Genomic DNA, 20,172 nt, shown 5'->3' with positions numbered 1-20,172 from the left:
CCATTTTTCAAGAAAAGATTAGGTTCTGCTTAAGCAAGCAAACAAAGTAAAAACAAATACGTACTTTTGTTCTATTAATATTCAATTTATGCGTTTTTTATATCAGATTGGCATTCAAACAGTTTCTTTACTTTTACCGATTTCGAGTTTATTCAGTTCGAAAATGAAATTATTCATCAACGGAAGAAAAAATTCATTTGCTGTTTTAAAAGAAAAAATCAATCCGAATAAAAAATACGTTTGGTTCCATGTAGCTTCTTTAGGTGAATACGAACAAGGATTGCCGGTTATGGAAGCTTTAAAAAAAGAACAACCTGAATTGGGAATTGTACTTACGTTTTTTTCACCTTCGGGATATGAAATTAGAAAAAACAACACTATTGCTGATGTAACTTTATATCTTCCGTTAGATACAAAACCCAACGTAAAACATTTTTTAGATTTGGTAAAACCAATTCAAGCTTTTTTTATTAAGTACGAATTTTGGCCGAATTATTTAACGAAATTAAAAAATAGAAATATTCCTACCTTTTTGATTTCAGGAATTTTTAGAGAAAATCAATTGTTCTTTAAGCCTTACGGCGGATTTTATCGCGAAGCTTTAAAAGCATTCACGCATTTTTTTGTTCAGAACGAAACGTCAAAACAACTTTTACAGCAATTGCATTTTAATAATGTAACCGTTAATGGTGATACACGTTTTGACCGCGTAGCTCAGATTTTAGAAAAAGATAATCGACTTGATTTTATAGAAGCTTTTAAAAACCACACCAAAACCATTGTCATTGGAAGTTCGTGGCCGCAAGATGAAGCTTTTCTTATGCCTTATATTAATGAGAATACACAAAACGTGAAATTCATCATTGCACCTCATAATATTAAGGAAGATCAAATTCAGAATATTAAAAATCAGCTTAAAAAATCGGTAGTTTTATTTTCAGATAAAGAAGGTAAAAACCTATCAGAATTTGATGTTTTTATTATTGATACGATTGGAATTTTAACCAAGATTTACAGCTATGCCGAAATTGCTTATGTCGGTGGCGGTTTTGGAACCGGAATCCACAATATTTTAGAACCTGCAACTTTTGGTGTTCCGATTATTATTGGTCCAAAATACCAGAAATTTCAAGAAGCTAAAGATTTGGTTGCGTTAGGAAGTTGTTTGGTTGTTCATAATCAAGAGGATTTAAACAATGCGTTTAATCTTTTAATTGAAGATGAAAATATCCGAAAAGAAAAAGGAAACTTGAGTCAGCAATTTGTCTTAAAAAACAAAAACGCAACTCAAGTTATTATCAATTATTTAAAGACCAATTTATAACATGCGGTCTTTAATATTTTTTGAATAATAATCTGACAAATAGATTAACGACGAAACTATTGGAAATGCAACCAAGGAGATTAAAACCAACAGTTTGATAGATGTGTTTTGTTTTTTACTTTTAATTAAACAAAATATTGCCCAAATTACTAGAGGAATATTTAACAATAATACCAATTGCCAAGCAAATAATCCGAAACTAAAATCTTTTAAAATAAAATCCATAAAAAATTAATTTAAACAAATATATGATTTCATTTGAAGAATTAAAATCCGAAAACATAAATAAAATCACCGAATTAATGGTCGATTTTTACGCGATAGACAATTATCCAATTGATACAGAAGCTACCAAACGTAATTTCGAATATTTTATTCAACAACCGCAATTAGGACGTGTTTTTGAAATTCGCTACGAAAACGAAATGGTGGGTTACATCTTATTTGCGACCTTATTTAGTTTTGAATTTGGCGGCACCATCGCCTTTTTAGACGAATTATACATTTCAGAAAAAATGCGTGGCAAAGGTTTAGGTAAAATGGCAGTTGAATTTGCAAAAAACTTCGCTAAAGAACAAGATTATAAAGTTTTGTATTTAGAAGTGGAACCTCATAATGAAAAAGCGCAAGAATTATATAAAAAATCAGATTTTAAAACACATCATCGCGGTTTGATGATTTATAAAAATGAGAAAAATATCATTTAGATAAAATTTGTATCTTGCGAATTCTTAAAAAAAATCATTAATCAAGTATTTAAAATTATGAAATTACTAAGACTTTTAGTAGTATTATTTTCTGTACCAATGTTCGCACAACAAGGCGGAATGTGGATTCCTTCGTTGTTGAATGGAATGAACGAAACAGAGATGACCAATTTAGGTATGAAAATGTCAATTGAAGACATTTACAGCGTAAACCAATCGAGTTTAAAAGATGCCGTTCCACAATTTAATGGTGGATGTACATCTGAAGTTATTTCTCCAAACGGTTTATTATTAACCAATCACCACTGTGGTTATGGCGAAATCCAAGCGCATTCAAGCGTTGAACACGATTATTTACAAGATGGTTTTTGGGCTAAATCTTACGCAGAAGAATTACCTAACGAAGATTTAGAAGTTACTTTTATTGTTAGTATTAACGATGTTACTAAAGAAGTTTTAGCAGGTGTTGACGCTTTAAAATCTGAGGCTGATAAAAAAGCGTTAATTCAGAAAAACATTTCTAATTTACAAAAAACATACAAACGCGAAGATTGGCAAAATGTAATGATTCGTACGTTTTACGAAGGAAATCAATACATGTTATTTGTAACAGAATCTTTTGAAGACGTTCGTTTAGTTGGAGCTCCGCCTTCATCAATCGGAAAATTTGGTTCAGATACAGACAACTGGGTTTGGCCACGTCATACAGGAGATTTTGCTTTATTCAGAATTTATGCTGACAAAAATAATCGTCCCGCAAAATATTCAAAAGACAATGTTCCTTACCAACCAAAACACTTCTTACCTGTTTCATTAGACGGAATTGAGCAAGATGATTTTACAATGGTTTTTGGATACCCAGGTAGAACGCAAGAATATTTACCTTCGTACGCAGTTGAACAAATTGTAGAAGTTTTAAATCCAGCAAAAATCGGAATTCGTGATGCCGCTTTAAAAGTAACCGATGGTTATATGCGTCAAGACCAAGCAATCAAAATTCAATACGCTTCAAAATTTGCGAGTACTGCAAACTATTGGAAAAAATGGATTGGTGAAAGCCAAGGTTTAAAAAAATCAAATGCTGTAGCAACTAAAAAAGCGTACGAAGCAGATTTCACAAACAAAGTTAACAAAGCAGGTAAACAAGCTGAATACGGAAATCTATTACCTCAATTCGAAAAATTATATAAAGAAATTACGCCTTATGCATTAGCAAATGATTATTTTCAAGAATCGTTACGTAATGACGAATTAATTTCTATAGGATTTAGATTGTACCAATTAGAAAATGCTTACAAACAAAACGGAGAACAATCGTTCAATGACAGAAAAGCAAACTTAATCAAAGGTTTTGAAGCTTTATATAAAGATTACAACAAAAACGTAGATAAAGATGTATTTGAAAAAGTAATTGAATTATATGGAAAAAATGCTCCTGCTGATTTAACTCCAGCTGTTATTAAAAATATCGATTACACAAAATTAACGAATACAATTTATGCAAAAACAGTATTAACTTCTTACGACGGAATCAAAGCTCTATTAAATGGTAATGCAACTGAGGTTATCAATAAAATGAATCAAGATCCAGGATTTAAATTGGTAAAAGATTTAGCAGATAATTATTTTGATAAAGTAGCTCCTAAATATCAAGAATTAAACACAGAAATTGCAGCTTTACAAAGAACGTATATGAAAGCGCAATTAGAAATGAATCCGGACGCTAGAATTTTTCCAGATGCAAACAGTACGTTACGTGTAACTTATGGTAAAGTAAACGGATATGCTCCTAAAGATGCGGTAACTTATGATTATGTTACGTATTTAGATGGAGTTATGGAAAAATACGTTCCTGGCGATTATGAATTTGATGTTCCTCAAAAATTAATTGACTTATACAACACAAATGATTTTGGTGTTTATGCTGATAAAAACGGAAAGTTACCAGTAAACTTTATCGGAACAAATCATACAACAGGAGGAAATTCTGGATCACCTGCTTTAGATGCTGAAGGGAACCTAATTGGATTAAATTTTGACCGTGTTTGGGAAGGAACTATGAGCGATATATATTATGATCCTGCTATTTGTAGAAACATTATGGTTGATGCGAGATACATTTTATTCGTGATTGACAAGTACGCTGACGCAAAACATTTGATCGAAGAAATGAAAATTGTTTATCCTAAACAGGCTTCAAAAGATAAAGAACTGAAAGACAATAAGTTAAAGAAGGTTAAAAAAAATAAAAAAAAATAACCTTTTTGTAATCTCGAAACAAAAAATTTATATCTTTGTCAAGAATTAATAATTAACTTTTATAATTTAGTAAGATGAAAAAAATCGTTTTAAGTTTAGCATTAGTTGCTACTGTAGCATTCGTTTCTTGTAAAGATACAGCTAAAGAACCACAAGCAGAAGAAGTAGTAACTGAAGAAGTAGCTCCTGTTGCTGAAGAAGTTGCACCAGTTGCAGAAGAAGTTGTTACTGAAGAAGCTGCTGTTGTTGAAGGAACTGAAGCTCCAGCTACTGACGCTGCTCCAGCTACTGACGCTGCTCCAGCAAAATAATTCTAGACTTATAGTTAGAATCAATAAAGCCTCGCTAAGCGGGGCTTTATCATTTTATATAATTTCTTTTTATCAATAAACGCATAAAAAAAGCCCTACTTTCGTAGAGCTTTAAAAACGTATCTAATAATTTATTAGTTTACTTGTGCATTTAAAGGAATAGCTAAATCTTGTTTAATAAACTCCCCATTAATCATCGGGATAATTAACTTATTCATTTTTGTTCCTTCTGTTTTAGCATGTAAAACTCCACGAGCTGTACTCATTGTAAAGTTTGCTAACATTTCTAACAATCCTTTTGGCAATACTAATTGGTCACCTTTAATAAAGAAATTCCAACCATTAGCTTCGAATTCAAACTCACAAGAAACAGCTAATGTTACCATCTCTTCTTTATCTAATAAAAACTTGAATTTTGAAATCGTTTTAACGAAACGTTTTTCATTATTAACACCAAATTGAAAATCGAAGTTTAAATCTAAAGTTCCATTGTCTTTTTCTAACTCTTTTGCATCAAACTCCTCTGTGTTAATACTAATCAATCTGTAATTGATGTTGATTGGTTGTTCACTCATTTTTTGTAATTAATTTAATTTTAATAATTCTTCTAAATAATGTCTATCATTTGATAAACGTGGGATTTTATTCTGACCACCTAATTTATCTTTATCACGTAACCATCCATAAAACAAATTCGGACGAGCTAAATGTAATTTCAATTGATTCAAGGTCATACTATTATAACGCTTAGCTTCGTAATCTGAATTCAAAGTTTGGATATTCAAATCAAGAGCTTGAGCAAATTTTTCTAAATTATCAGGCGGATTTTTAAATTCAATAATCCACTCGTGTGCACCTTTTTCTTTTCCTTCCATAAAAATGGGTGCCGCAGTATACTCCACTACTTCAACATCAAACGAATCTGCTGTCAAAGCTAAAGCTTTATCTGTATTTTCAACCATCAATTCTTCTCCAAAAACATTGATATGATGTTTTGTTCTACCCGAAACTTTAATTCGATAAGGCAATAAAGATGTAAAACGAACGGTATCACCAATTAAATAGCGCCATAAACCTGAGTTCGTTGAAATTACCATTGCATAATTTTTATTTAACTCAACTTGTGACAAAGGAATAACTTTTTCATTTGAAGTTCCAAATGTTTCCATCGGAATAAATTCATAAAAAATACCATAATCCAACATCAACAATAAATCGTTGTGGTCGTTTCGGTCTTGAATTCCAAAAAAACCTTCCGAAGCATTATAAATTTCGTAATACCTGAAAGTTTCACTCGGAAACAACTTTTTATATTGTTCGCGATACGGTTCAAAACTAACACCTCCGTGAAAATAAACTTCAGCATTTGGCCAAACTTCTAACAGATTATCTTTTCCTGTTTGTTCTAGAACTTTGTTAAACAAAACCAACATCCAAGACGGAACTCCTGCAAAACTTGTCACATTTACATTACGCGTTTCCTCTACAATGGCTAGCATTTTTTCGTTCCACTCGTTCATCAACGAAACTTTGTTACTCGGCGTTGAACTAAATTCTGCCCAAAAAGGTAAATTATCAATTATAATTGCAGACAAGTCTCCAAATATAGTATTATTATCTTCATAAAGTTGCTTACTTCCTCCTAATCGTAAACTCTTTCCTGTAAACAATTGCGAATCTTCATTGTTATTTAAATACAAACAAAGCATATCTTTTCCTGCTTTGAAATGACAATTTTCTAAAGCTTCTGGACTTACCGGAATAAATTTACTTTTGGCATTTGTTGTTCCACTCGATTTAGCAAACCACTTTATTGGAGTTGGCCAAAAAACATTTTGTTCACCTTTACGCGCACGTTCAATTAATGGTTCAAATTCTTCATAAGTACTTAACGGAACTTGTTTTGAAAAATCCTCATAATTTTTGATGGATGAGAACTGATGTTTTTTCCCAAACTCGGTATTTTGTGCTTGATTAATTAAACTTAAAAGTAATTCGTTTTGTACATCGATAGGAAATTTCATAAAAAGCTCCATTTGATGAATGCGCTTTTTTAAAATCCATGTTACAATTGAATTGATTATTGTTAATGCCATATTAAAATATCTTCCGTATAAATTTACTAAAAAATAAGTTAATATAAGTTCAATTAAAGTTTAGTAAATTTGTCTGAAATCAAAATTAATAAAATCTCATGCAATACCAAGGAGTTTTAAATAAAATGCAAACTGAATTCGGAAATCCAATTCAATATTATTTAGCTTTCAAAAATTCATTCATTCATTTTAATCAATTATTGAATAAAGAAATACAAATTCAATTTGATGGTTACGAATGTTTGAATTGTGGCAAAGAAAAAAAGATTTTTCGTCAAGGATTTTGTTTTGATTGTTTTAATTCGAGTGCCGAAGTTGGTGATTGGATTATGCGTCCGGAACTAAGTAAAGCGCATTTAGGCATTGAAGACAGAGATTTAGTTTACGAACAAAAAGTACAATTACAACCACATATTGTTTATTTGGCTGTTGCGAGTGATGTAAAAGTTGGAGTTACAAGAAAAACGCAAGTGCCGACTCGTTGGATTGACCAAGGCGCAAGTTATGCAATTCCGATTGTTGAAGTTCCGAATAGATATTTAGCCGGAATTACGGAAGTACATTTAAAAGATTCGTTTACCGATAAAACCAATTGGCGTAAAATGTTAACAAACGAAATTATGGCGGTTGACTTAGTTGATTTGGTTCAGAAAACTCAATCTAAATTACCTAATGAAGTTTTACCTTATTTTGAACAAACAAAGCATGAAGTTTTACATTTAGAATATCCGGTTGAATATTTCCCTTCAAAAGTTTCAAGTTTAAACTTAGATAAATCTGCATTTTACTCTGGTAAATTAATCGGAATCAAAGGTCAATATTTAATTTTTGACGACAATACAGTTTTTAATATCAGAACCTACGAAGGTTATAAAGTAAAAATTAGTATTTAAAAAAATAAGTCTCGAAAAATTTCGAGACTTATTTTTTATGATGCCAATTTAGTATATTGATAAATCAAGTAACTTAGATGATCCCATTTTATAGAATTATAAGGAAACTGTTTCATGAATTCAGGGTTATCTCCAAACAAGAAATTATATTGATCTTCAAAATCAGATTTTTTTAACCAAATCACTTGATCTCCTTTCTTGACATAGTACGATTTGGTTACACCACCACTAATCGCTGGACCTCCACCAAAACTAATTCCACCAGTTTCTTTAGCATTGGGATCTGCATAAACTTCAATCAAACTACTAAACTCAGGATTGATTAATTGCATTAAAAATTCTTGTTCATCTTTTTTATTTTTCAAAGAAGCTTTTACATTTTTAACAAAAACCTCATCTGGATTTGCCGAATCTTTCAAGCTCTTTCTTCCAAAATTATTTACATTCCCAAAGTATTTTGAAACTTTAGACGCTTTAGCCATTCCTGAAATTGGTAAATACATTTCTGAAATCACATCAGACTCGTACGTTTGTTTTTTACCACTACCTACTTTTATATCGATAGAATAAATTTGTCCTTTTTTTCTTTTTAAATTTGTTGCTGTACCTTCTAACTTAGTTCCGTCTTTCAAAACAACTGTTGCTAATTTCTTTGAAGAAACCCCAACAAAAACTTCATCAAACAAATCATCATCCATAATCTTTAAATCCTCTTTTGAGTATTTAATCTTTTCTTGAGCAATACTTTCTACAGAACTAATTAACAGACCAGCGGTCATACATAGCATTAAAACTTTCTTCATTATGTTTTTTTTTGTAAATATATATTTTTTTAACAAACAAAAACAAACTTAATTTAAAAAGCAAATTTTTATTCAATTTAATTACATATTCTTAAACAATTACATAAAAAAACACCCAAAAAAGCAAAGCCAATTTGGGTATTTAGATTGAATAATATTGAGTAATAAATTGAATTTATTTGATATTTATTTGATAAGGTAACATCGCTTGAATGGCTTTTGTTTCTTTTAAATAATTTAACCTTTCAAATAGTTCGTAATTTTCTTTTCCAACGGTTTCTATAATAGCTTGTTGTTGTGCTTCTTTTACAGAAATTCCAAGCAAACCTCTGAATAAATCGCTTAACTTAATTTCGTATTCTGGATAATAATTAATTTTATAATCTGTTATACCAGCTTTTTCAGCAGCATAAGCAATAGCTTTATCTAATCCTCCTATTTCGTCAACTAAACCATTTTCTAATGCCATTGAACCTGTCCAAACTCTACCTTGAGCAATTTCGTGAACTTGATCATAAGTCATTTTTCTTCCAGCAGCCACACGATTCACAAAAGTATCATAAACACGTTGAATATCTGCCTGAATCATTTCTCTAAAACCTGGATCCATTTCTTCGAAAACACTATAACCAGCAGCATTTGCATGCGTTTTAACCGTTTCTGCATTCACTCCTATTTTATCCGCAACTCCTTTAAAATTTGGAATCACACCAAAAACACCAATCGAACCTGTAATAGTAGATGGTTCCGCAAAAATACGGTCTGCATTACAAGCAATATAATATCCACCAGATGCAGCAACATCACCCATCGAAACAATTACTGGTTTTACTTTTTTAGTTAGTTCAATTTCTCTCCAAATAATATCAGACGTTAAAGCGCTTCCACCTGGACTGTTTACTCGTAAAACAACCGCTTTTATATTTTCATTATTTCTAGCTTCTTTTAACGCGCGATTAATTGAGCCTTCGCCAATAATATTTACACTTCCTTCGCCTCCACGAATTTCACCTTGAGCAACGATTACCGCAACACGGTCTTTTGCTTTGTTTTTAGATTTTCCAAAAGTTGATGTCACATAATCTAAAATATCAACTTTATTGATTTCTTTATCTTTTTCGATATTCATTGCTTTACGCATTCCGTTTTCATATTCGTCGAAATACGCAATTTTGTCAATTAATCTGTTTTTTAAAGCTAATTCTGGTGTTCTACCATCTAAATTAGTTGCGATTACATTTAATGAATCTTTACTAATTTTTCTACTTTCAGAAATATCTGTAATTACATCATCCCAAATCGAGTTTAATAAAACCGTCATTTGCTCACGATTTTCTTCACTCATAGTTTGTTGTAAATAAGGTTCTACAGCACTTTTAAATTTTCCTAAACGAATCACTTCCATTTTAACACCCGATTTTTCTTGCAAATCTTTCATGTACAAAATTTCAGAAGCTAATCCTTTAAAATCAACACTTCCCATCGGATTTAAATAAACCGTATCCGCAACAGAATTCATATAATATTCAGACTGAGAATATCCGTCAGAATAAGCAACAACGAATTTCCCTGTTTTTTTAAATTCATTTAATTTCTCACGAATTGCCTTACGTTGGGTAATTCCTAACATTGAAGCATTATTTTCGATAGAAATACCTTTGATAGACGAATCTGTTTTAGCAAACTCAATGGCATTTAATACATCGATTAATCCGTCGTTATTTTTTTCAGAAAATTCAAAATCGGTAACTCTTGTTTTTCCGCCATAATCGTTGGTTACTGCAAATAAATCTAATTTAATAACAGAATTATTTTTTACACTAACTGTAGATTCAGATGAAGCCGAAATAGCGATTCCTACTATAAACAACAAAAAGAAAGAAAGCATACTAAAAAGTATAATTCCGACCATTGTTGCTAATACATTTTTAAAAAAATTCATGCTTTATAATTTTATTTAATCTATAAGTAGTTGAACTTCGTTTTTTGTTACAACTATTTAAAACTTTTTTTGTGGAAAACTACTTTTCGAAGGATTGTGTTTTTTGTTAGTTATTTACTTATTTTACATTATGTATAAACAACATCAAATTATTCTTTCGTTAGGAAGCAACCAAGGCAATAGAAAAAACAATTTACAACAAGCTATCGACTTAATTAATCACGAAGTTGGCAGCGTTATTTCTATTTCTCCGATTTACGAAACACCTTCTTGGGGTTTTGAAAGTGATGCTTTCTATAATTGTGCGATTTTAATTCACAGTTTTAAATCGGCCGAAGATATTCTAAATCGTTGTTTACAAATCGAAAAGCGATTGGGTAGAATCAGAAATCAAACTTCTGGTTATGCCGCTCGAAGTATTGATATTGATTTGGTTTCGTATAACGAAGAAATCATTTCAACAGAAAATTTAAACATTCCGCATCCGTTTGTTCAAGACCGCAAATTTGTTTTAAAACCTTGTTGTGATATAAAATCCGATTGGGTACATCCAAAATTGAAAAAAACTTTTAAAGATTTATTGACAGAAACTTCTGACATATCTGAAATTAAAAAAGTGGATACATTAACAAATCCGTTGGATAAATACACGTTTAATCAATTAAATTTTATTGCAATTGAAGGAAACATCGGTTCTGGAAAAACAACTTTAACACAAAAAATTGCCGCAGATTTTAATGCCAAAACCGTTTTAGAACGATTTGCCGACAATCCGTTTTTACCGCAGTTTTATAAACACCCGACGCGATATGCTTTTCCGTTAGAAATGTCTTTTTTAGCTGATAGATATTCACAGATTTCTGAAGATTTAGGTCAGCTAGATTTGTTTAAGGATTTTATTGTAGCCGATTATTACATTTACAAATCATTGATTTTTGCTCAAGTTACGATTGATGAAGATGAATTTCGTTTATACAAAAACATTTTCGACATCATGTATAAAGAAGTTACCCAGCCTGATTTGTATATTTATTTGCATCAAGAAACCAATCGATTATTAGATAATATAAAGAAAAGAGGTCGTAGTTACGAATCTGAAATTCCGGCAGATTATCTAAATAAGATAAATAAAAGTTATGCGGATTTTATCAAAATAAATAAAAATCAAAATACGTTGGTGATTGATATGACTGAAATCGATTTAATCGAAAATCAAGAAGATTACATTGCGATTTTAAATCAGATTCAAGATAAAATAAAAACGAACTAATTTTCATTTGTTTGTTTTTATTTTTTTAAAATTTACAATCTAAAATAGAATCTTAGAAACTCTTTGAATTCCTCAGAATATTCAATTTTATAATTGCTTACTGATAAATTAAGCTTATATTCTTCAGATTCAATTTCATTATATTTCACATAAATACTCATCAAATCATTTGATGAATAAGTATATCCGTCTATTCTTTCTATTTTTTTCACAATTGAACACTTTTTTATAACAAACAAATCAGTTATAAATTTTTCAAGTGTTAATTTATCACTTTCATTTAAATTTTTGACTAAATCCCCTCGTTGTCTTATAATACTTCTATCATCAGAAATTATTATTGTACTATCAAACCCAGAACTTGATTCTATTGTAAAGGATTTTATTTTTTTTATTTCAGATTGCGCATTAACTTGGCTAACAATGAATAGAAGTACAAAAACTAAACATCTCATTTTAAAACAATTAATATATTTTATTTTAAAGTTTGTAATTTTTGAAATAAATCCCAAATTACAATTCCAGCACTAACCGATATATTCAATGAATGTTTGGTTCCTAATTGTGGAATTTCAATCACACCGTTAGATAAATTAACCACTTCTTGCGAAACACCTTTAACCTCGTTTCCGAACACCAAAGCATATTTTACGTTTTCAGAAACCGAAAAATCATTTAGCATAATCGAATTTTCAACTTGCTCAACCGAGTAAACATCGACATTTTCTACTTTTAATTTTTCTACAATCTCAACTACATTTTTAGCATATTCCCATGCAACAGTATCAGTTGCACCTAAAGCCGTTTTGTGAATCTCTTTATTTGGAGGCGTTGCAGTAATTCCGCATAAATAAATTTTCTCAATCAAAAAGGCATCCGAAGTTCTAAAAACAGCACCAATATTATGTAAACTGCGAATATCATCTAACACAATTATAATCGGAGTTTTTTCAGCTTGTTTAAATTCCTCAACATTTATGCGATTTAACTCGTCTAAAACTAATTTTTTCATTTTGTTGCTTTTTGCAAACTTACAATTAAGTTTAAAGTCAAAAAAATTATATCTAAAATTAAAATAAAATTATGTTTTGAAATGATAACTTTGCAATCCGAATAAAATTAACAATGGATACGTTTATAAAAAAAATCATCACTTCACAATTAATCATTTACATTTTACGATGTGTAATTGGTTTTTTGATTGGTTATGAAATTATGACAGCTTATCCTGAACACGATTTATTTTGGGTTTTACTTTCGATTATTTTAGTTATTTCACCCGAAGGAAAAGATTCAAGACGATTGACTAATGACCGTGTAAAATCAAACTTAATTGGTTCAATGGTAGGTTTATGTTGTGTTTTCATCAATCACGAACCAACAATTTCATTAATCACAGTCGGAATCGTAGCAACATGTATTATTTGCTATGTTTTAAAAGTTATGAATATGGCGCGCGTTGCCATTGTAGCTTTGCTAATTGTTTTACTTCAACCTCATTTATCAAACATCGAATTAACGCCAATTTTCAGAGCGGGAACTGTGGTTTTAGGATGTTTTATCGGATTTTCGATAACATTATTTTCTTCTATAATCATTCGAAAACTTAAAAAGCATTATAAAATTACCGAAAGTTAAATTTGTATTTTTAAGAAACTGTTTAGAAAAATACCATAATAGCATTTCGTATATTTGCATTAAACTCTAAAAGCAATAATGTCAAAAAAACAAGATATCTTAAACGCTTCGCTTTTTCTATTCACAGAACAAGGCGCGCGAGCTACTTCGACAAAATCAATTGCAAAGCAAGCGGGTGTTTCTGAAGCTTTAATTTTTAAATATTTTGGAACGAAAGATAATTTAATTGAAGAACTTATAAAAAAAGATTATTTAGATGCCATCGATTTTACAAGAAACTTTCTCGCAGCTGATTCTGCTGAAGCATTTTTAATAAAATTTATTGATTTACCGATTGCTTTGATTGACCATCAATTTGATTTTTGGCGCATGATTTACAAAATTTTACCCTTGAATCCGATTGCACAACAATATCATCAAAATTACATGAAGCCTAGTTTAAACAAATTAAAATCTTCATTTGAAACTTTAAATTACAAATATCCTGAACTTGAAGCCGAAACTTTATTATTATTAACAGATAATGTTTGGAAAAGCTACGTTTCTGACAGACTTTCAAAAGAACGTTATCAAGAAATCGCTACCTTATTAAAAAAGAAATACGCTTTAATATAATATATAGCAATCCGTAATTGGGTTGCTTTTTTTTGTGTTTTTCTTATGGTATATTTGTCTTCTTAAAACAGTGAAATCAAGATGGCAAAAAAAGAAAAAGAAGTAAAAGAAACTCCGTTAATGCAACAATACAACCAAATAAAAAGCAAATATCCAGATGCTTGCTTGTTATTTCGTGTTGGTGACTTTTATGAAACTTTTGGTGAAGATGCCATTCGAACCGCAAAAATATTAGGAATTACTTTAACCAAACGTGGCGCTGGAAGTCCGAGCGAAATTGAATTAGCAGGTTTTCCGCATCATTCGGTAAATGTATATTTACCAAAATTGGTTAAAGCTGGACTTCGTGTTGCGATTTGCGACCAATTAGAAGACCCAAAAATGACTAAAACTATCGTAAAACGTGGTGTTACCGAATTGGTTACTCCGGGTGTTGCAATAAATGACGAAGTTTTACAGTCTAAAACCAACAACTTTTTAGCTGCTGTTCAGTTTGGTAAAAAGCACATCGGAATTGCTTTCTTAGACGTTTCTACTGGAGAATTTTTAACTTCACAAGGAAACGAAGAATATATTGACAAACTTTTACAGAATTTTCGTCCGAGTGAAATTTTGGTTCAAAAAGGCACGAAAAATCATTTTTTACATCAATTTGGTTCTGATTTTAATTTGTTCTACTTAGAAGATTGGGTTTTTAAAGAAGATTATGCCAACGAAACGCTAACCAATCATTTTAAAACAAATTCTTTAAAAGGTTTCGGAATTGAAGAACTTCAAGAAGGAATTATCGCTTCTGGAGCAGTTTTATATTATTTGTCCGAAACGCAGCATAATCGCATTCAACATATTTCAAACATCCAACGAATAGCAGAAGATGCTTATGTTTGGATGGACCGTTTTACGATTAGAAACCTTGAATTACACAATAGTTCGAATCAAAATGCAACGACACTTTTAGATGTAATTGACAAAACCTTATCGCCAATGGGCGGACGTTTATTAAAACGTTGGTTGGCACTTCCGTTAAAAGACAAAAATAAAATTACCGATAGATATGAAGTTGTTTCTTACTTAAAAGAGCATCAAGAAACCTTACAATTCTTTCAATATCAAATCAAACAAATTTCAGATTTAGAACGTTTGATTTCAAAATTAGCGATTGGGAAAATTTCACCACGGGAAATCATTTATTTAAAAGAATCGTTAGATGCAATCATTCCGATGAAGGAAAAAGCATTGCAATCTAATAACGAATCATTAAAAACTATTGGCGATAATTTTCATGCTTGTGAATTGCTTCGCGAAAAAATCAAAACTACGTTAAATCATGACGCACCTGTCGCTTTAAACAAAGGAAATGCAATTGCTGCCGGAATTAACGAAGAATTAGATGAGTTGAGAAATATCTCATCGAACGGAAAAAATTATTTATCGGATTTAGAAACTCGAGAAAGCGAACGCACCGGAATTCCTTCCTTAAAAGTTGCATTCAATAATGTTTTCGGATATTATATCGAAGTTAGAAATACACATAAAGATAAAGTTCCAGAAGAATGGATTCGTAAGCAAACTTTGGTAAGTGCAGAACGCTATATTACGGAAGAATTAAAAGAATACGAAACCAAAATTCTAGGAGCCGAAGAAAAAATCGCTCGAATTGAAGCTGAGATTTACGAAAAGTTCATCAATTGGTGTGCGCAATATATTCAACCTGTTCAATTAAACGCAGGTTTGGTTTCGATGTTGGATTGTTTGCAATCGTTTGCACAACTAGCAATTGATAATAATTACGTTCGCCCTACTCTAGTTGACGAATTTGTTTTAGATATTAAAGAAGGTCGTCATCCGGTTATAGAAAAGCAATTACCGGTTGGAGTTCCGTATATTTCAAATGATGTATATTTAGATAACGATTCGCAACAAATCATCATGATTACCGGACCAAATATGTCGGGTAAATCTGCGATTTTACGTCAAACAGCATTGATTGTTTTATTGGCTCAAATGGGAAGTTTTGTGCCAGCAAGCGAAGTTACGATGGGAATTGTAGATAAGATTTTTACACGAGTTGGGGCATCAGATAACATTTCGATGGGCGAATCGACTTTTATGGTTGAAATGAACGAAACTGCATCTATCTTAAATAACTTAACCAACAGAAGTTTGGTTTTATTAGACGAAATTGGTCGAGGAACTTCTACTTATGATGGAATTTCGATTGCTTGGGCAATTGCAGAATATATTCACGAACATCCGAATAAAGCCAAAACGCTTTTTGCTACGCATTATCATGAATTAAATGATATGCAAGAACAATTTGAACGCATCAAAAATTACAATGTTTCGGTTAAAGAACTTAAAGATAACGTACTTTTCTTACGTAAATTGGTTCCAGGCGGAAGTGCACATAGTTTTGGAATTCACGTAGCAAAAATGGCTGGAATGCCACAGACGGTAATTGCAAAAGCTCAGAAAATATTAAAGAAATTAGAAGCGAGTCACAAATCAGACGGAAAAGTTCAAATTAAACCAGAAGATGATTTACAACTAAGCATCTTTAAATTAGATGATCCACTTTTAGAAGACATCAAAGAAGAAATATTGAATCTAGATATCAATTCATTAACGCCTGTAGAAGCATTGATGAAATTAAATGAAATCAAAAAAATGGTTAGTAAATAAAATGTCAATTAAAAAAAACCGAACGTATAGGAAAACCAAATATGTCATTTATAAAGAAACTTTACTCAATGTAAACGAGCATATTTGGGCATTTATCGGCTCGTTTGTTGGGTTGGGAATGATTTGTTTTTTGCAATTCCAAGCCCTTTCAAAATATGATTTAACCTTATTGATTGGTTCTTTTGGTGCGAGTTGTGTTTTGATTTATGGTGTTATTGATAGTCCACTTGCACAACCTAGAAATTTTATTGGCGGTCATTTGATTTCCGCAATTATTGGAGTTACTATTTTTAAATTGATTTCCATTTTATGGATAGCTGCTCCATTAGCGGTTTCGTTATCTATCATCGCGATGCAAATTACCAAAACCTTACATCCTCCAGGAGGAGCAACAGCATTAATTGCAGTCACTGGCGGAACTACAATTACCAATTTAGGATATATGTATGTACTTTCGCCCGTTTTATCAGGCGTAATCATATTATTAATTGCAGCTTTAATATTTAATAATATTCCTAAAAACAGAAAATATCCAAAAAAATCATTTCATTTTTTTCAAAAGAGTTCGAAGTAAAATCGAACTCTTTTTTTTGAAATCCATCTAAAACAAAAAACTTTTTTAAAGAAATCAAAAAACACTATAATTTAAGCATAAAAATATCCTAATAAACTGACTAATATCAGTAAATACGCTTTGTTTTGATTGTAAATTTATACTATAAAATTAAAATACAAACATCATGAAAAAGTTAGTATTATCGATGATAGCAATTTTAGGAATGTCATCAACACTGTTTGCGCAAGAAGCAAATAATTCTAAAGAAACAGACTATAAAAAATGGCAAGTACGTTTACGTGGCGTTGGAGTAATTCCAAATCCAAGTGCAAAAATCGGTACAATTGGAGGAGGAGTTGATATTTCTACAACATTTATTCCAGAATTAGATTTCACTTATTTCTTTACAAAAAACATTGCTGCCGAATTAATTTTAGGAACATCAAAACACAAAGTTCACACAACTGGTTCAAATTTAACTGCTGTGGGCTTACCAAATAACGTAGATGTAGATTTAGGTTCGGTAATGTTATTACCGCCAACTTTAACAGCACAATACCATTTCTACCCAGGTGAAGGAGCGTTTGCTAAACCTTATGTTGGAGCTGGTATCAACTATACCATTTTTTACAATGTTAAATCTGGTAATATGATTAAAGACGTAAAATATGAAAATAGAGCCGCTTTTGCATTACAAGCTGGTTCTGATTTTAATATCGGAAAAGATTTCTTTGTAAACGTCGATGTTAAATATTTATTCTTGAAAACAGACGTTACTGTCGATGCATCAAATTTAGTTAACGGAAACACTTTAGATATTCCTGCAGAAGTAAAAATTAATCCATTATTAGTTGGTGTCGGAGTTGGATATCGTTTTTAAAAAATAATAGTTAATTTCATTCAAGAAGAAGCTGTAAATTGAGACTAATTGCAGCTTCTTTACTTTTATATAAAATGAAATAAAAGATTATACGCACCACATATCAATTCAAATTAAAAAAAAATAAAAAATATTTTTTTATATCACAACTAATAATCAGACGATTAAAAAAAAGGTTGTTTTTTTTGACAAAAAGCACTTGTGAATAAGAAAAAACGTTCTATATTTGCACTCGCAATACGGAAGTAAAGCAAAGTTCTAAAAGATATTTAGTACCAAAATGCTCGAGTGGTGGAATTGGTAGACACGCTGGACTTAAAATCCAGTGAACAGTAATGTTCGTGCGGGTTCAAGTCCCGCCTTGAGTACTAAATCGTTTTTATTTTAATTTTCGTATAAAAATTAAAGCTCTTTAAAATATTAGGTTTTAGTACCAAATTGCTCGAGTGGTGGAATTGGTAGACACGCTGGACTTAAAATCCAGTGAACAGTAATGTTCGTGCGGGTTCAAGTCCCGCCTTGAGTACTAAATCGTTTTTATTTTAATTTTCGTATAAAAATTAAAGCTCTTTAAAATATTAGGTTTTAGTACCAAATTGCTCGAGTGGTGGAATTGGTAGACACGCTGGACTTAAAATCCAGTGAACAGTAATGTTCGTGCGGGTTCAAGTCCCGCCTTGAGTACTAAAAAAAACAAAAAAGTTTTGCTTAATTAAAAAAAGTATTTAAATTTGCATCACTTAAACAGAAGTTCTTAAAAAACAAATGCGAAAATAGCTCAGTTGGTAGAGCGCAACCTTGCCAAGGTTGAGGTCGCGGGTTCGAACCCCGTTTTTCGCTCCAATGCTCGAGTGGTGGAATTGGTAGACACGCTGGACTTAAAATCCAGTGAGCAGTAATGTTCGTGCGGGTTCAAGTCCCGCCTTGAGTACTAAACCTGAAATTTATTTCAGGTTTTTTTATTTTATGATAATCCGAAATTTTTCTTATTTTAGTAAAAAAAAAACATGAGAAAAATTTATTTCTTACTATTTACAATTACAATCTTAAGTTCTTGTAAAAACCCTGATGTCAACAACAATTCATCAGAAATCACTTCTGAAACTGTAGAAACTGCAATTTATAAAATTGACTCTTTTAATAAAATAACAAATAAAACGATTGTTAATATCGAAATTACAGACGAAGTTCCTCTTGGAGAAATTCATATAATTTCTACTAAATCAAATCTTGAAGAAATAGAACATCATATTTCTAATAACGAATTAATCATTTCTCAAAAAAACAAAACATTTACATTAAAAGACAACACACAAATTATTGCAAAAGTCAATGCTGAGAATATTACAAAGTTTAGTATTGCTGGAGCTGGATACATTAAAAGTTCAATTACACAAAAATCCGATAAGATTGAAACTGAAATTAAAGGTGCTGGAAATTTAGATTTAATTATAAACAACAACTCCGTTATCAATAAAATTGAAGGTTTAGGAAATGTTTCACTAAAAGGAAGAACTAATATTTCTGAAACCAACATTGAAGGCGCAGGAAATTTAGACGCTTTTGATTTAGAAACAAACACTACAATTGTTTCGATTGATGGTGTTGGAAATGCAGATGTCAATGTTTCTGAAAACCTTACTGCTTCTATTTCTGGAGTTGGTAATTTAACTTATAAAGGAAATCCAAAAGAAATTGTAAAGAAAAAATCTGGTTTAGGTTCTATTAATCAATATTAAAAAGTCAGAAAAAAACATTATCATTTTTACAAAAAAAATAAAACATAGTTTTATTCTAAATTTGTGATTATTCAATAAAAAATGGGCACACTCGTAATTTCGATTAAAGAAAATCAAACCTATAAATACTCTTACAACAATTACAAAGGAAACACTTTATTTACCAGTAACTCTTTAAAATCTAAAGCTCAATGTTTTAGTGAAATAAATATCATTAAAAACAATTTTGACGTTTTACAATTTGTAAAATTTAAAACTCCTGCAGGAAAATTCTTTTTTAAATTAGAACTTAACGGTTTTATTTTAGGCAGCAGCAGAAAATTCACAACACCGCTTTTAATTGAAAAGGGAATTACAGATATTAAAAAAAATTTCATATCTTCGGAAGTATTAGACTTTACCGAAAATATTTTTGGTGAATTACCCGAATTTGAAGAATTATTAGAAAATCAATAAC

At 30.8% G+C, this 20,172-nt stretch carries 20 protein-coding genes and 5 tRNA genes; 18 read left to right on the top strand and 7 right to left on the bottom strand.

Annotation, left to right across the window (positions count from 1 at the left end):
- Positions 1–88 precede the first annotated feature (88 nt).
- Positions 89–1,324 carry a 3-deoxy-D-manno-octulosonic acid transferase gene (locus HW119_RS08785; RefSeq protein WP_177763470.1) on the top strand — a complete coding sequence of 412 codons (1,236 nt, stop codon included), beginning with the start codon at positions 89–91 and terminating at the stop codon, positions 1,322–1,324.
- On the opposite strand, the gene HW119_RS08780 is transcribed toward HW119_RS08785, so the two are convergent.
- Complete coding sequence (locus HW119_RS08780) at positions 1,319–1,549, bottom strand: hypothetical protein (RefSeq protein ID WP_177763467.1); 231 nt, start codon at positions 1,547–1,549, stop codon at positions 1,319–1,321. The two genes, HW119_RS08785 and HW119_RS08780, sit on opposite strands and share 6 nt — an antisense overlap.
- Positions 1,550–1,572: 23 nt before the next feature.
- Here HW119_RS08780 and HW119_RS08775 point away from each other — a divergent pair, with 23 nt between their 5' ends.
- The 3 genes from HW119_RS08775 to HW119_RS08765 all read left to right on the top strand — a co-directional run bounded on the left by HW119_RS08775 (position 1,573) and on the right by HW119_RS08765 (position 4,601).
- Positions 1,573–2,031, top strand: coding sequence for a GNAT family N-acetyltransferase (locus HW119_RS08775; protein ID WP_177763464.1), 459 nt, complete (start codon positions 1,573–1,575; stop codon positions 2,029–2,031).
- 57 nt (positions 2,032–2,088) lie between these two features.
- Positions 2,089–4,290 carry a S46 family peptidase gene (locus HW119_RS08770; protein WP_177763461.1) on the top strand — a complete coding sequence of 734 codons (2,202 nt, stop codon included), beginning with the start codon at positions 2,089–2,091 and terminating at the stop codon, positions 4,288–4,290.
- A 74-nt stretch (positions 4,291–4,364) separates the two neighbouring features.
- Positions 4,365–4,601 (top strand): hypothetical protein, encoded by a 237-nt coding sequence (locus HW119_RS08765; protein ID WP_177763458.1) that lies wholly within the window; start codon positions 4,365–4,367, stop codon positions 4,599–4,601.
- Between the two features lie 134 nt (positions 4,602–4,735).
- On the opposite strand, the gene HW119_RS08760 is transcribed toward HW119_RS08765, so the two are convergent.
- Both HW119_RS08760 and HW119_RS08755 read right to left on the bottom strand, forming a co-directional pair.
- Complete coding sequence (locus HW119_RS08760) at positions 4,736–5,176, bottom strand: hypothetical protein (protein ID WP_177763455.1); 441 nt, start codon at positions 5,174–5,176, stop codon at positions 4,736–4,738.
- A 9-nt stretch (positions 5,177–5,185) separates the two neighbouring features.
- A complete protein-coding gene (locus tag HW119_RS08755; protein ID WP_177763453.1) occupies positions 5,186–6,697 on the bottom strand; it encodes a GH3 auxin-responsive promoter family protein in 1,512 nt (503 codons plus the stop codon).
- A 98-nt stretch (positions 6,698–6,795) separates the two neighbouring features.
- On the opposite strand from HW119_RS08755, the gene HW119_RS08750 reads away from it, so the two are divergent.
- A complete protein-coding gene (locus HW119_RS08750) occupies positions 6,796–7,590 on the top strand; it encodes a DUF2797 domain-containing protein (protein WP_177763450.1) in 795 nt (264 codons plus the stop codon).
- Between the two features lie 35 nt (positions 7,591–7,625).
- On the opposite strand, the gene HW119_RS08745 is transcribed toward HW119_RS08750, so the two are convergent.
- Entirely contained in the window at positions 7,626–8,393 is a 768-nt protein-coding gene (locus HW119_RS08745; RefSeq protein WP_177763447.1) for a hypothetical protein, read from the bottom strand.
- Between the two features lie 175 nt (positions 8,394–8,568).
- Positions 8,569–10,335, bottom strand: coding sequence for a signal peptide peptidase SppA (gene sppA / locus HW119_RS08740; RefSeq protein WP_177763444.1), 1,767 nt, complete (start codon positions 10,333–10,335; stop codon positions 8,569–8,571).
- A gap of 130 nt (positions 10,336–10,465) precedes the next feature.
- Between sppA and folK the strand changes: the two genes are divergently transcribed.
- Positions 10,466–11,605, top strand: a complete 1,140-nt coding sequence (gene folK, locus HW119_RS08735; protein ID WP_177763442.1) for a 2-amino-4-hydroxy-6-hydroxymethyldihydropteridine diphosphokinase — start codon at positions 10,466–10,468, stop codon at positions 11,603–11,605.
- Positions 11,606–11,637: 32 nt separating this feature from the next.
- On the opposite strand, the gene HW119_RS08730 is transcribed toward folK, so the two are convergent.
- Both HW119_RS08730 and HW119_RS08725 read right to left on the bottom strand, forming a co-directional pair.
- The gene (locus tag HW119_RS08730; RefSeq protein WP_177763439.1) at positions 11,638–11,817 is read right to left on the bottom strand and encodes a hypothetical protein; all 180 of its coding nucleotides are present in this window, start codon (positions 11,815–11,817) and stop codon (positions 11,638–11,640) included.
- Between the two features lie 263 nt (positions 11,818–12,080).
- A complete protein-coding gene (locus tag HW119_RS08725) occupies positions 12,081–12,617 on the bottom strand; it encodes an RNA methyltransferase (RefSeq protein ID WP_177763436.1) in 537 nt (178 codons plus the stop codon).
- A 113-nt stretch (positions 12,618–12,730) separates the two neighbouring features.
- Between HW119_RS08725 and HW119_RS08720 the strand changes: the two genes are divergently transcribed.
- The 12 genes from HW119_RS08720 to HW119_RS08665 all read left to right on the top strand — a co-directional run bounded on the left by HW119_RS08720 (position 12,731) and on the right by HW119_RS08665 (position 20,171).
- Positions 12,731–13,243, top strand: coding sequence for an FUSC family protein (locus HW119_RS08720; protein ID WP_177763433.1), 513 nt, complete (start codon positions 12,731–12,733; stop codon positions 13,241–13,243).
- Positions 13,244–13,321: 78 nt separating this feature from the next.
- Positions 13,322–13,858 carry a TetR/AcrR family transcriptional regulator gene (locus tag HW119_RS08715; protein WP_177763430.1) on the top strand — a complete coding sequence of 179 codons (537 nt, stop codon included), beginning with the start codon at positions 13,322–13,324 and terminating at the stop codon, positions 13,856–13,858.
- 81 nt (positions 13,859–13,939) lie between these two features.
- Positions 13,940–16,540: a DNA mismatch repair protein MutS gene (mutS, locus tag HW119_RS08710; RefSeq protein ID WP_177763428.1), complete on the top strand. Its 2,601-nt coding sequence runs from the start codon at positions 13,940–13,942 to the stop codon at positions 16,538–16,540.
- 1 nt (position 16,541) lies between these two features.
- Positions 16,542–17,114: an HPP family protein gene (locus HW119_RS08705; RefSeq protein ID WP_177763424.1), complete on the top strand. Its 573-nt coding sequence runs from the start codon at positions 16,542–16,544 to the stop codon at positions 17,112–17,114.
- Positions 17,115–17,280: 166 nt separating this feature from the next.
- Positions 17,281–17,976 (top strand): OmpW/AlkL family protein, encoded by a 696-nt coding sequence (locus HW119_RS08700; RefSeq protein WP_177763421.1) that lies wholly within the window; start codon positions 17,281–17,283, stop codon positions 17,974–17,976.
- A 282-nt stretch (positions 17,977–18,258) separates the two neighbouring features.
- Positions 18,259–18,344 (top strand) — tRNA-Leu (locus HW119_RS08695).
- A gap of 72 nt (positions 18,345–18,416) precedes the next feature.
- Positions 18,417–18,502, top strand: a tRNA-Leu gene (locus HW119_RS08690).
- Positions 18,503–18,574: 72 nt separating this feature from the next.
- Positions 18,575–18,660, top strand: a tRNA-Leu gene (locus HW119_RS08685).
- Between the two features lie 83 nt (positions 18,661–18,743).
- Positions 18,744–18,819 (top strand) — tRNA-Gly (locus HW119_RS08680).
- A 2-nt stretch (positions 18,820–18,821) separates the two neighbouring features.
- A tRNA-Leu gene (locus HW119_RS08675) sits at positions 18,822–18,907 on the top strand.
- Positions 18,908–18,983: 76 nt separating this feature from the next.
- Complete coding sequence (locus HW119_RS08670) at positions 18,984–19,715, top strand: GIN domain-containing protein (protein WP_177763418.1); 732 nt, start codon at positions 18,984–18,986, stop codon at positions 19,713–19,715.
- A gap of 81 nt (positions 19,716–19,796) precedes the next feature.
- The gene (locus tag HW119_RS08665; RefSeq protein WP_177763416.1) at positions 19,797–20,171 is read left to right on the top strand and encodes a hypothetical protein; all 375 of its coding nucleotides are present in this window, start codon (positions 19,797–19,799) and stop codon (positions 20,169–20,171) included.
- Position 20,172: the final 1 nt, after the last annotated feature.

Source organism: Flavobacterium sp. I3-2 (assembly GCF_013389595.1).
Lineage (GTDB): Bacteria > Bacteroidota > Bacteroidia > Flavobacteriales > Flavobacteriaceae > Flavobacterium.
Note: the sequence above shows the minus strand (reverse complement) of the source record. Positions and strands in the feature narration are given on the sequence as shown.